This is a genomic window from Streptomyces sp. NPDC001381 (genome assembly GCF_042895685.1).
Classification (GTDB): domain Bacteria; phylum Actinomycetota; class Actinomycetes; order Streptomycetales; family Streptomycetaceae; genus Streptomyces.
The window spans coordinates 282,284-298,452 of record NZ_JBIAWO010000007.1 but is presented as its reverse complement, the minus strand read 5'-3'; the positions used below and the strand labels follow the sequence as shown (position 1 = coordinate 298,452).

At 72.9% G+C, this 16,169-nt stretch carries 10 protein-coding genes; 6 read left to right on the top strand and 4 right to left on the bottom strand.

What is annotated here, in order from left to right:
• The first annotated feature begins 49 nt into the window (after nt 1-49).
• Complete coding sequence (locus ACFY2L_RS29120; RefSeq protein WP_390660446.1) at nt 50-976, top strand: DUF3027 domain-containing protein; 927 nt, start codon at nt 50-52, stop codon at nt 974-976.
• A gap of 704 nt (nt 977-1,680) precedes the next feature.
• Entirely contained in the window at nt 1,681-4,806 is a 3,126-nt protein-coding gene (locus tag ACFY2L_RS29115; protein WP_390823880.1) for a sacsin N-terminal ATP-binding-like domain-containing protein, read from the top strand.
• A 199-nt stretch (nt 4,807-5,005) separates the two neighbouring features.
• Here ACFY2L_RS29115 and ACFY2L_RS29110 read toward each other — a convergent pair whose 3' ends face one another.
• Genes ACFY2L_RS29110 through ACFY2L_RS29100 form a run of 3 tightly spaced genes read right to left on the bottom strand, consistent with a single transcriptional unit; the run spans nt 5,006 to nt 9,057 of the window.
• Complete coding sequence (locus ACFY2L_RS29110) at nt 5,006-5,362, bottom strand: DUF6086 family protein (protein WP_390660444.1); 357 nt, start codon at nt 5,360-5,362, stop codon at nt 5,006-5,008.
• A gap of 3 nt (nt 5,363-5,365) precedes the next feature.
• Nucleotides 5,366-5,596 carry a hypothetical protein gene (locus ACFY2L_RS29105; RefSeq protein WP_390660443.1) on the bottom strand — a complete coding sequence of 77 codons (231 nt, stop codon included), beginning with the start codon at nt 5,594-5,596 and terminating at the stop codon, nt 5,366-5,368.
• Nucleotides 5,593-9,057 carry a colicin E3/pyocin S6 family cytotoxin gene (locus tag ACFY2L_RS29100; protein ID WP_390823879.1) on the bottom strand — a complete coding sequence of 1,155 codons (3,465 nt, stop codon included), beginning with the start codon at nt 9,055-9,057 and terminating at the stop codon, nt 5,593-5,595. Before ACFY2L_RS29100 ends, ACFY2L_RS29105 begins: the two co-directional genes overlap by 4 nt.
• Before the next feature lie 473 nt (nt 9,058-9,530).
• On the opposite strand from ACFY2L_RS29100, the gene ACFY2L_RS29095 reads away from it, so the two are divergent.
• The 4 genes from ACFY2L_RS29095 to ACFY2L_RS29080 all read left to right on the top strand — a co-directional run bounded on the left by ACFY2L_RS29095 (nt 9,531) and on the right by ACFY2L_RS29080 (nt 13,759).
• On the top strand, nt 9,531-10,037 hold the full coding sequence (locus ACFY2L_RS29095) for a hypothetical protein (protein ID WP_390823878.1): 507 nt from the start codon (nt 9,531-9,533) through the stop codon (nt 10,035-10,037).
• A 73-nt stretch (nt 10,038-10,110) separates the two neighbouring features.
• Complete coding sequence (locus tag ACFY2L_RS29090) at nt 10,111-11,685, top strand: FG-GAP-like repeat-containing protein (RefSeq protein ID WP_390660440.1); 1,575 nt, start codon at nt 10,111-10,113, stop codon at nt 11,683-11,685.
• Between the two features lie 193 nt (nt 11,686-11,878).
• Nucleotides 11,879-12,805, top strand: coding sequence for a hypothetical protein (locus tag ACFY2L_RS29085; protein WP_390660439.1), 927 nt, complete (start codon nt 11,879-11,881; stop codon nt 12,803-12,805).
• Between the two features lie 153 nt (nt 12,806-12,958).
• Nucleotides 12,959-13,759, top strand: a complete 801-nt coding sequence (locus ACFY2L_RS29080; RefSeq protein WP_390823877.1) for a hypothetical protein — start codon at nt 12,959-12,961, stop codon at nt 13,757-13,759.
• 13 nt (nt 13,760-13,772) lie between these two features.
• Here the strand turns inward: ACFY2L_RS29080 and ACFY2L_RS29075 are convergent, their stop codons facing one another.
• Nucleotides 13,773-16,139 carry a cation-translocating P-type ATPase gene (locus ACFY2L_RS29075; RefSeq protein WP_390823876.1) on the bottom strand — a complete coding sequence of 789 codons (2,367 nt, stop codon included), beginning with the start codon at nt 16,137-16,139 and terminating at the stop codon, nt 13,773-13,775.
• Nucleotides 16,140-16,169 lie beyond the last annotated feature (30 nt).

Genomic DNA, 16,169 nt, shown 5'->3' with positions numbered 1-16,169 from the left:
CCTTCAGGCCGGCGCACCCGAGAGACGGCGTAGGAGAGAAGCGATACCTGTGAGCGCAGCGACCACGCGAAGCCGCACCCCCGACCGCCTGTGCGCCGAGGCCGTCGACCTCGCCCGCGCCGCAGCCGAGGAGGCCGCCGCGCCCGGCGTGGTCGGCGAACACGCCGGGGTGCTCGCCGAGGGTGACCGGGTCGTCACGCACTACTTCGAGTGCAAGGAGCTGGGCTACCGCGGCTGGCGCTGGGCGGTGACGGTGGCCCGGGCCTCCCGCGCGAAGATCGTCACCCTGGACGAGGTGGTGCTCCTGCCCGGCCCGGACGCGGTCCTGGCCCCCGAGTGGGTCCCGTGGAGCGAGCGCCTGCGCCCCGGCGACATGGGCCCGGGCGATCTGCTGCCCACCGACGCCGAGGACCTGCGCCTGGAGCCCGGCTACTCCGGCGAGGAGGAACCGCCGCCGAACGCGCCCGTCTCGCACGAGATGGCGGAGCTGGTGGAGGCGGAGGACGCGGAGGTGACGGCGGCCCCGCCGGCCGCCCTGCCCACGATCCCGACACGGGGCTCGATCGCGGCGGTGGCGGAGGAACTGGGACTGCGCCGCGCCCGGGTCCTCTCCCGCTACGGCCTGCACACCGCCGCCGACCGCTGGGAGGAGGCCTTCGGGGCCAAGACCCCCATGGCCCAGGCGGCTCCCGCGACCTGCGTCAGCTGTGGCTTCCTCCAGCCCATCGGCGGCTCCCTCGGCCAGGCCTTCGGCGTCTGCGCCAACGAGTTCTCCCCGGCGGACGGCCGGGTGGTGTCACTGGCGTACGGCTGCGGCGGCCACTCGGAGGCCGCGGTCATGCCGAAGCCCCCGCAGCCGGCCCCGCCGGTGATCGACGAGACGAGGGTGGACCCGTTCCCCCTGCGCCCGGCGGCGGACTCCGGCTCGGTCCCGGTCGTCTCCGACGAGGACGCGGCGGAGCTGGGGCACTCGTAGGGCTGGTGGCGGCGGTGCTGTCGTCGCCCGGCGGCGGCTGTTTGTCGTCGTGGGGTCCTCTCGCGTGCGTGGTGCCGAGCCGAGTGTGGGGCGCGTGCTTCGGAGGCGGGTGCCCGCAGGTCGGGCGGTGGGCTGCGGTTCGGTCCGGGTTGTCTTCGGTGAGGGGGCGCGGGGAGCTGGGGCACTCGTAGGGCTGGTGCCGGCGGTGCTGTCGTCGCCCGGCGGCGGCTGCTTGTCGTCGTGGGGTCCTCGCGCGTGAGTGCCGCCGAGTCGAGCGTGGGGCGCGTGCTTCGGAGGCGGGCGCCCGCAGGTCGGGCGGTGGGCTGCGGTTCGGTCCGGGTTGTCTTCGGTGAGGGCGTGGCGGAGCTGGGGCACTCGGTAGGGCCTGTGGTGACGGTGGCGCGGTCGCCCGCGAGGCGGCCGCACGGCGTCGTGGGGCCGCTTCCGCGTGAGTGACGCCGAGCCGAGTGTGGGGCGCGTGCTCTGGGGGCGGGCGTCCGGAAGTCGGGCGGTGGGCTGCGGTTCGGTCCGGGGTGGTGTCGTCGTGCGGGGGCGGTCGCGCGGCGTGGCGGGGGAGCGTGCCTCGGGGGGCCGCCCGGCAGGTCGTGCCGGGCTGCGGGCGGTGCGGCGGGAGCGCGGACGCCGGGCGGGCCGGCCGGCTGCGTCGCGGTACCTTCTTGGTCACGTCGATGAGGAGAGCCAACGTGAGCAAGTTCGTGCGGCCGGCGGCCGAAGGCGCGGACCCCTTCGGGACCGCCCGCCTCAGGCGAGGCGTGCTCGACGCCTGGGCCACCAGTCCGGCCCGTTTCCGCGAGGACGCCAACGCCGAGGAGGATCTCGTCCTCGGCGGCTACCGTGACCGCCTCGTCGTGGAGCTCGCCCAGAACGCGGCCGACGCCGCGGCGAGGGCGGGCGTCCCCGGACGGCTGCGTCTCACCCTCCGGGACGGCGTCCTCGTCGCCGCCAACACCGGCGCCCCGCTGGACGCCGCCGGTGTCGAGTCCCTCGCCACCCTGCGCGCCTCCGCCAAGCGCGACGCCCCGCAGGCCGCCGTGGGCCGCTTCGGCGTCGGCTTCGCCGCCGTCCTCGCCGTCACCGACGAGCCCGCCGTCGTCGGCCGGCACGGCGGCGTCCGCTGGTCCCTGCCGGAGGCCCGCGAGCTGGCCTCCGAGACCGCCCGCCACAGCCCCGGCCTCGGCGACGAGATCCGGCGCCGCGACGGGCACGTACCGCTGCTGCGCCTGCCGTTCGCCGCCCAGGGCACCGCACCGGACCCGTACGACACCGCCGTCATCCTCCCCCTGCGCGACACCGCCGCCGCCGACCTGGCCGAGCGTCTCCTCACCGCCGTCGACGACGCCCTCCTGCTCGCCCTGCCGGGCCTGGACGAGGTCGTGACCGAGATCGGCGACGGCACCCCGCGCACCCTGCGCCGCTCCGCCGAGGGCGCCTTCACCGTCGTGGAGGACTCCCTCGCCGGCACCACCCGCTGGCGTACCACCGCCGCGCACGGCCCCCTCACCCCCGACCTCCTCGCCGACCGCCCGGTCGAGGAGCGGCTGCGGCCGCACTGGTCGGTCACCTGGGCCGTCCCCGTGGACGAGCACGGCGCTCCCGCGCGGCCCCGCACCAGCCCCGTCGTGCACGCCCCCACCCCCAGCGACGAGCCCCTCGGCGTCCCCGCCCTGCTCATCGCCTCCTTCCCGCTCGACACCACCCGCCGGCACGCCGCGCCCGGCCCGCTGACCGACCACCTCGTGCAGCGCGCCGCGGACGCCTACACCGGACTCCTCGCCGACTGGCGGCCCGTGTCCCCCGGCGTCATCGACCTCGTGCCCGGACCGCTCGGCAAGGGCGAGCTGGACGGGGCCCTGCGCCGGGCCGTCCTCGACCGTCTGCCGAGGACCGCCTTCCTGCCGCCCGCCGTCGAGCCCGTCAAGGACGAGGACGACCTCCCCGAGGCCCTGCGCCCCCGGGACGCCGAGGTCGTCGAGGGCGCGGGCGCCGACACCGTACGGGTCCTCGCCGAGGTGCTGCCGACCCTGCTGCCCGCCGGTCTGGAGCGCCGCGTCGAGCTGCGCACCCTGGGGGTCGCCCGCATCCCGCTCGCCGACGCGATCGACCGCCTCGCCGGCCTGGAGAAGGACCCGGAGTGGTGGCACCGGCTCTACGACAGCCTCGCCGGCGTCGACCCGGACCGCCTCTCCGGCCTGCCCGTGCCCCTGGCCGACGGCCGTACGACCATCGGCCCCCGCCAGGTCCTGCTGCCCACCCCGGACGCGGCGAGCGCCGACCCCGACGTCCTCGCCCGGCTCGGCCTCAAGGTCGCCCACCCGGACGCCGCGCACCCCCTCCTGGAGAAGCTCGGCGCCCTGCCGGCCACGCCCCGGGCCGTGCTCACCACCCCGCAGGTGCGGGCCGCGGTGGCCGCGTCCCTGGACGACGACGGCGGCGCCTGGGACGACCGGGACACCCCGGACGCCGAGGAGCTCGCCGACACCGTCCTCGCCCTCGTCCGTGACGCGGGCCTCGAACCCGGCGACGAGCCCTGGCTGGGCGCCCTCGCCCTGCCCGACGAGGACGGAGAACTGGTCCCGGCGGGCGAACTCGTCCTGCCCGGCAGCCCGTTCGCGTCGGTGATCCGCGAGGACGAACTGGCCGCGGTGGACGGCGAACTGGCGGAGAAGTGGGGCGAGGGACCGCTCGCCGCGGTCGGCGTGCTGGCCGGCTTCGCGCTCGTCCGGGCCACGGACGTGGTCCTCGACCCCGACGAACTGGAGCCGCGCGAGGGCGACTTCGCCGAGCCGGACGACGCGGGCCTGCTGGACGCGGTGGACGTGTGGTGCGAGGACATCCTCGACCGGTTCCCCGACTCGCCGGTCCCGCCGGTAGCCACCGAACTCGTCGCCGTCCGCGACCTCGACCTCGTCGACGACGACCGCTGGCCGCAGGCCCTCGCCATGCTCGCCCAGCCGCCCCTGCGCGACGCCCTCACCCAGCCGGTGCGGATCCTGCTGCCCGACGGCACCCACGAGGTCGTCCGCCCCTACACGGCCTGGTGGCTGCGCGGTCACCCGGTCCTCGACGGCCGCCGCCCCGCCGGCCTGCTGGCCGCCGGCGGCGACCCGCTCCTGCACGGCCTGTACGACGAGGCCGACGCCACCGGCTTCGACGACGAGCAGGTCCTGCGGGCGCTGGGCGTGCGGACGTCGGTGGCGGCACTGCTGGACGAGCCGGGTGGCGCGGCCGAACTCCTAGACCGCCTCGCGGACCCCGACCGGCCCGTCGGCGCCGCCCAACTGCATGGGCTCTACAGCGCGCTGGCCGAGCTGGACCCGGAGCAGGTGACCCTGCCGGACGAGCTGCGGGCCGTGGTCGACGGGCGCGTGGAGGTCGTGGACGCGGCCGACGCGGTGGTCGTCGACTCACCCGACCTGCTCCCCTTCACGGAGGGCGTCCCGCTGCTTCCCGTACGGCCGTCCCGGGCCGCGGAGCTGGCCGAACTGTTCCAGGTGCGGCGGCTGAGCGAGTCGGTGACGGGCGAGGTCGACTCCGAGGGCACCGAGCACGAGGTCCCCGACCCGGTGCGGGTCCTGCTGGGCCCGCGCACTCCGGACACCTACGTCGAGCACGACGAACTCGTCGTCGACGGCGTCGAGATCGACTGGCGCCTGACCCACGACGGCGTCCTGCACGCCGCGACCCTGGAGGGCGTCGCGGCGGGCCTCGCCTGGGCGGCGCGTCAGTGGCCCCGGCGGTTCGAGGTGGCGGCACTGCTGGAGGACCCGTCCCGCACGGGCGAACTGGCCCGCGACCGCTGGTTCGACTGAGACGGGCATATTCCGCCGGGCTGAGCCGGGCCGGCTGACCTGAGCCGGGCTGACCTGGGTCGGGTCGGGCTCGGTACCGGTGAGCTGCCGGTGGTGGTCCCGCAGCGCCAGGAGTCGGCCGGGCGGGCACCACACCGGCGGGGCGCGGTCACGGGAAAGGCCGCCCCGTCCGGACGACTCCGGCGGGGCGGCCCTGCGTTCACCCCATGGAGCGGGCGAGAGCGGTCTTCTCCCGTCCCAGGGACGCCTCGTGCTCGGGCCTCAGGACGAGGGTGCCGCCCGTCCGCTCCACCAGCACGAGCGAGGTGACCAACAGGCCGTGCACGAGACCGTGGATCACCTCATTGCGGGTGGCGGCGTAGTGGTCGTACAGCCGCTCGGTGAAGGTGAGCAGCGCGGCCGGGTCCACCTCGCAGCCGCCCTCCGGGGTGGGTGTCAGACCGGACGGCACCCCGAGGAACCCGGTCGCTCCCCCGGCCAGAGCCTCGTACAGCCGGCCGCTGTGGTAGCCCGCGTCCCAGACCGTCTCGTCACCGCACTCGAAGGGGTGGCTCATGTGTCAGTCCGCCTCCGGTTCCAGGAAGTAGTCGTACTTCTCCAGGTCGAGCGCGACACCGGTCAGCAGCCGGAACCGCTCGGCGTGCTCCTGCTTCAGCGGATACACGTCGGCCAGCTGCTCCGCCGGCATCCCCAGGAGTGCACCGAAGGCTTCCGCACCGACCGCGGTAACGTCGGTGGACAGGTCGGGGAAGTCCTCGTCCTTCCCGTAGCGGGTCAGCAGGAATCTCACTTCTCCACCTCTCTGGTCTTGTCACGGGGCTTGGTCTGGACCCCGGTGTCCGGGTCGAACTCCCCAATGTGCTTGCCGTTCTTGTTGTACTTCTCGACCGTGCCGTGCTGGGAGTCCCACTCGTAGATCTCCCCGGTCTTGGGGTCCTTCCAGCGCTTGCGCAGACCGCCGCCGCCCTGCACCGGCGTCTTCGGCTTCGCCCGCGCGGCGTTGGGGAAGGCCGGCAGCTTGCTCGGCGCGGGCTTCGGCCCGGTCTGCGCCTTCTGGACGGCGTTGTTCTTGCTCTGCGCCTCGCGCAGCGCCTGGCCCAGGCCGTCGTTGAAGCGACCCACACCGTCGGCCGTGGTGAAGCCGCCGGAGACGATCAGGGTCGTACTGGCGGCGATGGCCGGGGCGCCCGCGAAACAGCCGACGCCGGTGATGCACAGGACACCGCCCGCGAGGTCGCCGCCGCCTCCCACGCCCATCATCAGGATGCCGGTGCCGGTCTCGGCGAGCCCCACCCAGACGTCCTTGTTGGTGAGTATCGCCTCACCGTAGGTGGCGACGGTGTCCGCCGTGTCCTCCAGCCAGTCCGGGATCCAGTCGTCGTCGTCACCGGAGTCGTCCGGTGCCTCCTCACTCTGCGCCTTGCGCCAGGCCTCCTCCGTCCTGCGGTACTCGGCCTCCTCCTCGCGCTGCTTGGTGATCACGGTGTTGAGGGCCTCCAGCGACGCCTTGTCGGCCGCCGCGGACTCCTTGCCCGCCGCCGTCGCCGACGCCCGTGCCTCCCGGGCCGCGCTCCATGCCTCGTCGGCGGAGCCCTGGGCCCAGTTCGCCGCCCGCTGCGCATGGGTGGCCGACTCCACGGCCCGGGCCGCGGCCGCGTGGGCGTCGGCCTCCGCGGCACGGGCGGTGCGGGCCGAGGCGGCGGCCTTCGCCGCGGACGTCTCCGCCTCCTTGGCGGCCTTGTCGGCGTCGTTCGCGTACCCCCGGGCGGCCTTCGCCGACGCGTCCGCCTGCTTGGCGTACTCGGCGGCCTCGGCGGCGGCCTTACGGGCCGTGGCGGCCACCTTGCCGGCCTCCGCCGCGTTCTTCTGCGCGGTGGCGGCCACGGACGCGGCCTCGGAGATCATCTGCTGCAGCAGGGCGACATGGCCGGCGGCGAGCTGGTCCTTGCGCTGCGCCTGGTAATGGCCGTGCTGGATGAAGGCGTGCAGTTGCGGGTCCGGGCCCTCCAGCGCGATCCGCGCCGCGGCCTTGACCTCGGGTCCACCGCTGTCGATGAGCTGCGCGGCGCGTACCCGCTCGTCCTCGGTGCGGGCCGCGTACTGGCCGTCGGTGACGAAGTCGCGGTACCGCTCCACGGAACCGGAGCTCAGCGCGGCGCGTCCGGCCGACTGCACGCTGGGGCCCCCGCCGGAGACCACCTTGGAGATGTAGACGCGCAGGTCGTCCGCCACCGCCGCGTACTGGCCGTCCTTCAGGAACGAGCTGATCGTGGCCGTGTCACCGGCCAGTGCCTGCTCGGCCCCGCTGCGGATGCCGTCCGACGGAGACTCCAGGGCCAGCGTCTCCACCCGGGACCGCTCGTCCTGCCGGGCGGCCTCGACGCGGCCGGAGCGGACGTACGACACCACGGCGGCGGTGCCGCCGGAAAGCGCCTCCCCGGCCGCCGTGCGGCTCCAGGGTCCACGGCTCTTCAGCGTGCGCAGCGCCAGGTCACGGCCTTCGTCGGCCACCTTCTCCAGATCGGCGTCCTGCGCGGAGGCGGCCGTGCCCAGTCGCCGGGCATCCGCCTCGAGGCCAGCCGAGGCCTGCGCCACGCGATCCTGTGCCGCTCGCTGCCGCTCGGCCTCCGCCTTGAGCTGCCGGGCGCGCTCGACAGCTTCGTTCGTGCGGGCGGTCAGTTCCTCCGCCTCGATCTGACGGGCGAGCGTGAACACCGACTTGGCCTTGGCGACGGCACCGCTCGCGGTGTCGGCCGCGTCCTTGGCCGCCTTGGCGTGCGCGGTCGCCTGGGCCGCCGCCTTCGCGGCGTCCTCGGCGTGGTCGGCAGCCTCGTTGGCCGCCTTGGCCGCGTTCTCCGCGTGCGTGGCGGCCGCGTTGGCCGCGTCACGTGCCTCGCTGGCGGCGGTGGCCGCCTTGCGGGCGAGGCTCTCCGCGGCGTTCGCGGCGCGGGTGGCCTCCGCGGCCTGGGCCCGCGCCGCCGAGGCGGCGGCACTGGCCTCGTCGGAGTGGACGCCGGCCTGGTCGGCGTAGCGGCTGGCGTCGGACGCGGCACTCGCGGCGGCGTTGGCGTTGCCGCCCGCGCTCGCCGCGGCCCTCGCAGCGTCTCCGGCCGCGGTCGCGGCGACACCGGCCTGGTTGGCCGCGTCCGCCGCGAGCCGGGCACCCTTGGCCGCGGCGTTGGCGTCGTCGGCGGCCTTGCGGGCCGCGGCCGCCTTGGAGTGGTCGGCCGCCGCGTCCGCGGCCGCCCCGCGGGCCCGGCTGGCGGCCTGGGCGGCCCCGGTGGCCGCGGCAGCCGCCTGGGTGGCCGCCGACGCGGCGGTGCGGGCCGAGTTGTTGGCGGCGCGGGCCGCGTCGATGGCCTGCTGGGCCGCCGCCGCGGCCTGGTTGGCGGCGGTGGCCGCCCGGGACGCGGCGGACGCGGCGCGCACCGAGTCCTTGCGGGCCGCCTCCGTCTCGTTCGCGGCCTTCTGCGCGGCCTCCTTCGCCAGGGCCGAGGCCGCGATGGCCCGAGCCGAGGCGTCCTTGGCCGCTTCGGTCTCCGCCTTCGCCTGCCGGCCGGCCTCCTTCGCCTGTGCTGCGAGCTGGGCGATCGTGGCGCGTTCCTGGTCGCGTGATCGGGCCACGTATTGGCCCACCTGCAAGAACTCGCGGATGTCGGCGGCCGTGCCCTCCAGGGCGACCCGGCCGGCGGCACGGACGTTGGGCCCGCCCGTGCTCATGATCTGCACGAGCTGGACGCGTTCGTCCTCCTCGCGCTGGGTGTACTGGCCGTCGTTGAGGAAGGCGGTCATGTCGGCGGCCGTACCGGCCAGCGCGGCGCGGCCGGCCTTCTGCACGCCGGGGCCGCCCGCGTCGACGATCTGGGTGATGCGCACGCGCTGGTCCTGCTCGAGCGGTGCTTTCCAGCCGTCCTTCAGGAAGATGTTCAGGTCCTCCGGCGTCCCGGCCAGCGCCTTGCGGGCGGCCTCCTGAAGACCGCGCCCGCCGAGGCTGGCGACCTGCGCGGTCTGCACCCGTTCGTCCTGGTACGCCGTTTCGGACGCGACGTCGGTGAGGAAGTGGCGTACGTCGTCGTCGCCACCGGTGAGGGCGACCTCCGCCGCGGCCCGCAGGCCGGGTCCGCCCGTCTTCCACAGGTGCAGCACCCGGCCGCGGTCCGTGTACGTGCCGCTCGCCGAGGAGCCGTCGCCGCCCGTGGCGTCGGCGGCCGACGCCGGAGCGGTGCCGAGCAGGCCGGCGGCGATCGCCATGGGCAGGACGCTCAGAGCGGTTCCGCGTATCAGGCGTTTTGCTTTTCCGGTGGTATCGAGCTGGTCAGTTCTTCGATTCACTGGGTACCTGTCTGTCAATCGGCGACGACCCCCGAAAAGCGAGTCGCCGAGGTCGACGGGTAAGCATAGCCCTCGCTTTCCCGGCATCGTTCGGAATCCGGTCGCAGGCTTCGGTCCGGACGTTCGTCAAAGCCATGTTGACGTTGGTCGGAACCATGTCTAGGCTATGGCCTGACTTTGCTTCGGTAGTGCCCGGCCTGACCAGCTGCGGCGGAGACCGAGCTCGTATCTTCAGGGGGGTTGAACGGGGACCCGGTGCGCCTCTCCGCAACGGGCTGACCAGGGCGCACAGGGCGGCCATGCGTGGTCGCGGCCCAGTCACGCACATTTATTCACCAGTATCCTGGCGGGGGTCTCGCGCTGCGAGGAGCCGCGCCGGAAGGGACTCTTCGGTGCCTTTCCGTGCCCGAAATCTCATTGTCTCCGGAATTGTGGCCGCGGGTGCCATGCTCACCGGTATTTCGGTGGTTTACGCCGATGATCCACCGCAGTCTCCGTCGGACTCGAATCCGCCCGTCGCGGTCGAGGACTACGGTTATCCCGGCGCCGACCGAATTCTCGCTGAAAAGGGTATCAAGCTGAAGAAGGGCGACGGTCGTATTCTGCTGGCCGAGTGCGGCCCGAATGCACAGCAGATCCGGGTACTGACCCGCAGGGACGACTCCGTCAACCGGGCCGGCACCTACTGCTTCCAGGCGACCGGGAAGACCGGACGCCTCACCCTCGAACTTCCCCAGGTCTTCGCGGTCGAGGCGGCCGCGGACCATCCGGTCAGCGCCGACCTGACGGCGGGCGGCAAGACCACCTCGGTCGATGTGCCCAAGGGGGGCTTCGAGTCCGTCGGCGAGGCGTCCGGCGGCGCACCCTCGGTGCTCGTGGAGCTCCGTGTGACCGGCTGACCGGCCGCCGCGCACCACCCTCCGTACGCCAGGCAGACACCCGGACTCCGGGATTCGAGATGCGAGGATTTTCGTGAAAGACGCCCGTCCGCGCAGGACGCGCATGGTGTGGGCCACCGGACTGGCGGCCGCCGGTCTGACGACCGGTCTGCTGTCCGCGGCCCCGGCCCAGTCCGTCGTCGGCGACCAGGTCGCGGACGGCGCCGATCAGTCCACGGTCAAGGTCCACGTCGGTGTCGGCACCGACGGCGAACGCGCCTGCTCCGGGACCCTTGTCGACGCCCAGTGGGTCCTCACCGCCGCGAGCTGCTTCGCCGCCGACCCCCAGCAGGCGACCACGCTCACCAAGGGCGCCCCGCCCTTCACCACCGTGGTGACCGCCGACGGCAACAAGCCCTCGGCGAAGGCCCAGCGGGACCAGAAGGTCCAGGAGATCGTGCCCTACCCGGGCCGCGACCTCGTCATGGCCCGCTTCAACCCGGTCAGCGCCGACGACGCGCTGGGCGGTCCGTTCCCGGACATCGGCTCCGCCACGGTCAGCGAGACCGCCCCGGCCCAGGGGGACCAGCTCAGGACTGTCGGCTACGGCCGTACCGCGCTCGAGTGGACCCCGGCGCGCGTCCACACCGGAGCCTTCGGTGTGGACCTGGTCAACCCGACGACCCTGGCGCTCTCTCCGGCCTCCGCCGGGGCGGCCCTGTGCAAGGGCGACGCCGGCGGGCCGGTGCTCAACGCCTCCGGCCGGGTCGTCGGCGTGGTCAGCCGGTCCTGGGACGCCGGCTGCCTCAACTCGCAGGAGACCCGTACCGGTGCCGTCGCCACACGGGTCGACGACATCGCGGACTGGGTCCAGCAGGTCCGGCTCAGCTCCCGGCAGAAGCAGATCACCGACGTCATGACGGCGGCCGACTTCGACGGGGACGGCCGTACGGACGTCGCCTCGCTCATGAAGCCCGGGTACGCCCAGGTGTTCCACGGCAGGGCGGACGGGACGCTGCAGTTCGGGGGCAGCCTGGCGGCGGTCGGGCGCAGCACCCAGAAACGGCTCATCGCTGGTGACTTCATCGGTGACCGCAGGGTCGAAATGATCTCGGTCGAAAGTGACGGCGACCTCGTCCTGCACAGTCAGAACCGCCGCCCGTGGCCCCCGAATCTGCTCGAGCGAACTCCCCTGTGGACCGACGCCACGTGGAAGGACGGCTTGCCCGTCGCCAGCCTGAGGACCGGCACCGCCGGCCGCGACACCCTGCTCTTCCAGTGGCCCGACGGCTCCCTCTACACCTACAAGCGGGACGCCGAAGGCAACCTGGTGAACCAGAAGAAGTCGATGTGGCCGGACAAGACGTGGAAGAAGAAGCTGATCGCGACGGCCGACTTCACCGGTGACGGCCGCGACGACATCGCCGCCGTCGCGACTGACGGTTCGCTGCACCTCTACGCCGGGAAGCCCGACGGGACGTTCGACAAGGCCCGCTCGATGTGGCCGGACAAGACCTGGAGCGGCATGCGCGTCGTCCTCGGCGGTGACTTCGACGGCGACGGCAAGGCCGACCTCGCCGCCGTGACGACCGCGGGTGACCTGCGTCTGTACACGGGCGACGGCAAGGGCGCGCTCGCGGCCGGCAAGTCCATGTGGCCGAAGGTCTAGCCGTACCGTCCGCGCGCGGGAGGGCCGGTGGCGGATGGGTCGTCAGAAAATCTTCCTTACTTCGTACAACCATTAACATCCGTCACGGATCTGATCCGACGAGCCAACAGGCTCCACGATCACTTGGGCCCTGTCTGAAGACGAGCCGCAGGGAACGCCTGCTGCAGGGTCCTCATCTCCACCGGGGGATTGCATGCGCATCCGTGCCACCCTGGCCGCCGTCACCGGCGCCTTGGCCCTCTCCGCTGTCGTCGTGCCGGCCGCCCAGGCCGACACGTCCGACAAGGCCGAGTCTCTCGCCGCGGTTCAGGCCCTCCACCAGGCCGCCTCGGCCAGGACCACGTTCACCGGTGAGACCGCCGACGCGGACGAGCCGTACCCGCTGGCTGTCACCTTCTCCAGCGTGAAGATCAACAGCGGCAAGCCGATCGTCGCCGGCACCACCAACAAGGTCACCGTTCCCGTGACCTACAAGGTCACCCACCCCGAGGACCTCGACCTGAACGCGGACGAGGTCTGGATGGACGTCTTCATCTACCGAGGTGAGTTCGACGACCCGTCGGCCAGCACCCTGGTCGGGGACAACTGGCCCACCTGCACCGCGGTGACGACGACCGTCGCCAACTGCAAGGGCACCATCGACATCCTCCCGGGCGAGGAGCTGTCGAACGCCGACGCCACCACGTGGAAGGCGGCCGGATACGTCATCGACTGGAACGACCAGGACCCGTTCGCCGAGGACATCGACATCACGAAGGTCGGTTACGCCGAGCAGGACGGCCTCGCCACCACCAAGCTCCAGCGCTACTCCAAGCTCACCGTCAACGCCTCCCCGGAGCCGGTGAAGAAGGGCGCGACCATCACGGTCACGGGCAAGCTGTCCCGCGCCAACTGGGACGACAACCAGTACCACGGCTACGCGGGCCAGTCGGTGAAGCTGCAGTACCGCAAGAAGGGCAGCACCACCTACACCACCCTGAAGACCATCACCACCAGCTCCACCGGCACCCTGAAGACCACGGTCAAGGCGTCGGCGGACGGCTACTTCCGCTACAGCTTCGCGGGCACCTCGACCACCCCGGCGGTCACCACCGCGGGTGACTTCGTCGACGTGCGGTAACACCCGGGGCAAGGTCCCGGGCACGGTGTGAGGAGAGGGGAGGCTTCTTCCCCTCTCCTTACCCTTTTCCGTACAACTCCCCCCGGACGTCACGGATCTCACTCAACGAGTCAACAGACTCCGAGATCACTTCTCTCCTCATGGGGAACGCACATGCGCATACGCGCCCTCGTCCTCGCCGCCTCCGGCGCCGTGGCCCTCTCCGCCCTCGCCGTTCCGGCCGCGCAGGCCGCCCCGGCAGGCCCCGCCGTCACCTTCTCGAACGTCAAGGTCAACAGCGGCAAGAACATCGTGGTCGGCTCCACGACGCAGGTCACGGTCACGGCGACCTACACCGTGACCAAGCCCTCGACCCTGGACCCGGCCTCCCTCGGCACCGCGCCGGTCCTGTACCGGGGCGCCACCGTCGGCCTGGAGTCCGACGACCTCATCGGCGGTGACGACGCCGGCACCTGCACCACGTCCTCCTCGACGGTCCTGCAGTGCACCGCCAGGATCCAGTTCCGTCCGGCGTCCTCCGACGAGGACCTCGACCTCGTCAACAGCGAGGCCGGCAGCTGGAAGCTGGGTGCCGTCGCGGCCAACGAGAGCGGCGGGCGCACCTGGCAGGGCGACCTCGGCACCACCAAGCTCCAGCGCAAGGCCACCCTCACCACCGACGCCTCCCCGGAGCCGGTGAAGAAGGGCAGGACCCTCACGGTCACGGGCAAGCTGGCCCGCGCCAACTGGGACACCAACACCTACGCCGGTTACGCCACCCAGCCGGTGAAGCTGCAGTTCAAGAAGAAGGGCGCCACCGCCTACACCACCCTGAAGACCATCACCACCAGCTCCACCGGCACCCTGAAGACCACGGTCACGGCCTCCGCCGACGGCTACTTCCGCTACGTCTTCGCCGGCACCACGACGACCGCTCCGGTCAGCTCGGCCGCCGACTTCGTCGACGTCCAGTAAGCGGGGACGGCTCCTACACGGGGAAACGGCGGTCGACCCACTTCCACAGGAACTCCAGGGCGACCGCCGCCCCCACCGCGATGCCCACGGCCAGCCACGGCATCGCCATCCCCACGAGCCGGAGCGCGAAGAAGTCCTGCAGCCACGGCACCGCCAGCACCAGCAGGAACCCCGCGCCCATCGAGGCCACCAGCAGCGCCCGCCACCAGGTGTAGGGCCGGGCGACGATCGCCAGCACCCACATGGAGATCAGGAACAGGGTGAGCGTCGCGGCACTGGTCTCGGCCTCCAGCGCCCCCTCACCGGTGTAGTGATGACGGGCGGCCAGATACGACACGAAGGTGGCCGCGCCCGCCACCACCCCGCCCGGGACCGAGTACCGCATCACCCGCCGGACGAAGTGCGGCCGCGCCCGCTCCTTGTTGGGGGCGAGGGCGAGGAAGAAGGCCGGGACGCCGATGGTGAGGGTGGACAGCAGGGTCACGTGCCGGGGCAGGAACGGGTACTCGACCTGCCAGCACACCACCAGCAGCGCCAGCAGCACCGAGTAGACCGTCTTCACCAGGAACAGGGTCGCCACGCGTGTGATGTTGCCGATCACCCGCCGGCCCTCCGCCACCACCGACGGAAGCGTGGCGAAGCTGTTGTTCAGCAGCACGATCTGCGCGACCGCCCGGGTGGCCTCCGACCCGGACCCCATCGCCACGCCGATGTCCGCGTCCTTCAGCGCGAGCACGTCGTTGACGCCGTCGCCGGTCATCGCCACCGTGTGCCCCCGGGCCTGCAGCGCCCCGACCATGTCCCGCTTCTGCCGCGGGGTGACCCGCCCGAAGACCGTGCCCGCGTCGAGGGCCGAGGCCATCTCCTCCCGGTCGGCGGGCAGCCGCCGCGCGTCGACCGTACGGCCGTTCAGCCCCAGCTTGGCGGCCACCGCCCCCACCGACACCGCGTTGTCCCCGGAGATCACCTTGGCCTGCACGTTCTGCTCGGCGAAGTAGCGCAGGGTGTCGGCGGCGTCGGAGCGCAGCCGCTGTTCCAGCACGACGAGGGCGACCGGCCCCGCCCCCTTGGCCACATCGGGATCGTCCAGGTCCCGGACGGCCCGCGCGAGCAGCAGCACCCGCAGGCCCCGCTCGTTGAGCCGCCCGGTCTCGGCGAGAGCCGGGTCGCCGTCGTCCAGCAGCACGTCGGGCGCCCCCAGCAGCCAGGTGCTGCTCTCGCCGTTGCCCTCGCTGAAAGTGGCGCCGCTGTACTTGCGGGCGGAGGAGAAGGGCAGGGACTCGGTGCAGCGCCACTCCTCGGCGTCCGGGTAGGCGTCGATGATCGCCCGCAGGGACGGGTTCGGCCGCGGGTCGGACTCCCCGAGCGCCCCCAGCACCTGCCGTACGTACGTCTCGTCGGAGCCGTCGAGGGTGCGCAGTGCGGTGACGTCCATGCCGCCCTCGGTGAGGGTGCCGGTCTTGTCCAGGCAGACGGTGTCGACGCGGGCGAGGCCCTCGATGGCGGGCAGCTCCTGCACCAGGCACTGCCGCCGGCCGAGCCGGATCACACCGATGGCGAAGGCCACCGAGGTGAGCAGCACCAGCCCTTCCGGGACCATCGGGACGATCCCGCCGACGGTCCGGGCGATGGACCCCTTGAGGTCGTTGTCCTTCACGAACAGCTGGGTGACGACCAGTCCGAGCGCGGCCGGGATCATCATCCATGTCACGTACTTGAGGATCGTGGAGATGCCGGTGCGCAGCTCGGAGTGGACCAGGGTGAACCGGGAGGCCTCCTCGGCGAGCTGGGCGGCATAGGCCTCGCGGCCGACCCGGGTGGCCCGGAAGGCGCCGCCGCCCGCGACGACGAAACTCCCCGACATCACCCGGTCGCCCGGCCGTTTCACCACCGGGTCCGCCTCACCCGTCAGCAGTGACTCGTCGATCTCCAGCCCGTCCGCCTCGACGCACACCCCGTCCACGACGGCCTTGTCGCCGGGGCCGATCTCGACGAGGTCGTCCAGGACGAGGTCGGAGGTGGACACCTCGACCGCCTCCCCGTCCCGCCGCACGGTGGGCCGGACCTCCCCGATCACGGCGAGGGAGTCCAGGGTCTGCTTGGCCCGCCACTCCTGGATGATCCCGATCCCGGTGTTGGCGAGGATGACGAAGCCGAAGAGGCCGTCCTGGAAGGGGGCGACGACGAGCACGATCAGCCAGAGGACGCCGATGATCGCGTTGAACCGGGTGAAGACGTTCGCCCGGACGATCTCCCCGACGGATCGGCTGCTGCGTACGGGTACGTCGTTGACCTGACCGCGTGCGACGCGCTCCGCCACCTCGGCGGCGGTGAGTCCGGTGGCCGCCGGCGCGCTGGCGGGTGCGTCGGTATGGGGCATGGAATCGACGGTACGTGCGGATCTGGGGGT

Excerpts from the sequence above, each read along its gene's own strand:
- ACFY2L_RS29080 (WP_390823877.1), top strand. The coding sequence starts at position 12,959 with ATGCGCATACGCGCCCTCGTCCTCGCCGCCTCCGGCGCCGTGGCCCTC.
- ACFY2L_RS29110 (WP_390660444.1), bottom strand. The coding sequence starts at position 5,362 with ATGAGCCACCCCTTCGAGTGCGGTGACGAGACGGTCTGGGACGCGGGC.
- ACFY2L_RS29075 (WP_390823876.1), bottom strand. The coding sequence starts at position 16,139 with ATGCCCCATACCGACGCACCCGCCAGCGCGCCGGCGGCCACCGGACTC.
- ACFY2L_RS29085 (WP_390660439.1), top strand. The coding sequence starts at position 11,879 with ATGCGCATCCGTGCCACCCTGGCCGCCGTCACCGGCGCCTTGGCCCTC.
- ACFY2L_RS29100 (WP_390823879.1), bottom strand. The coding sequence starts at position 9,057 with ATGGCGATCGCCGCCGGCCTGCTCGGCACCGCTCCGGCGTCGGCCGCC.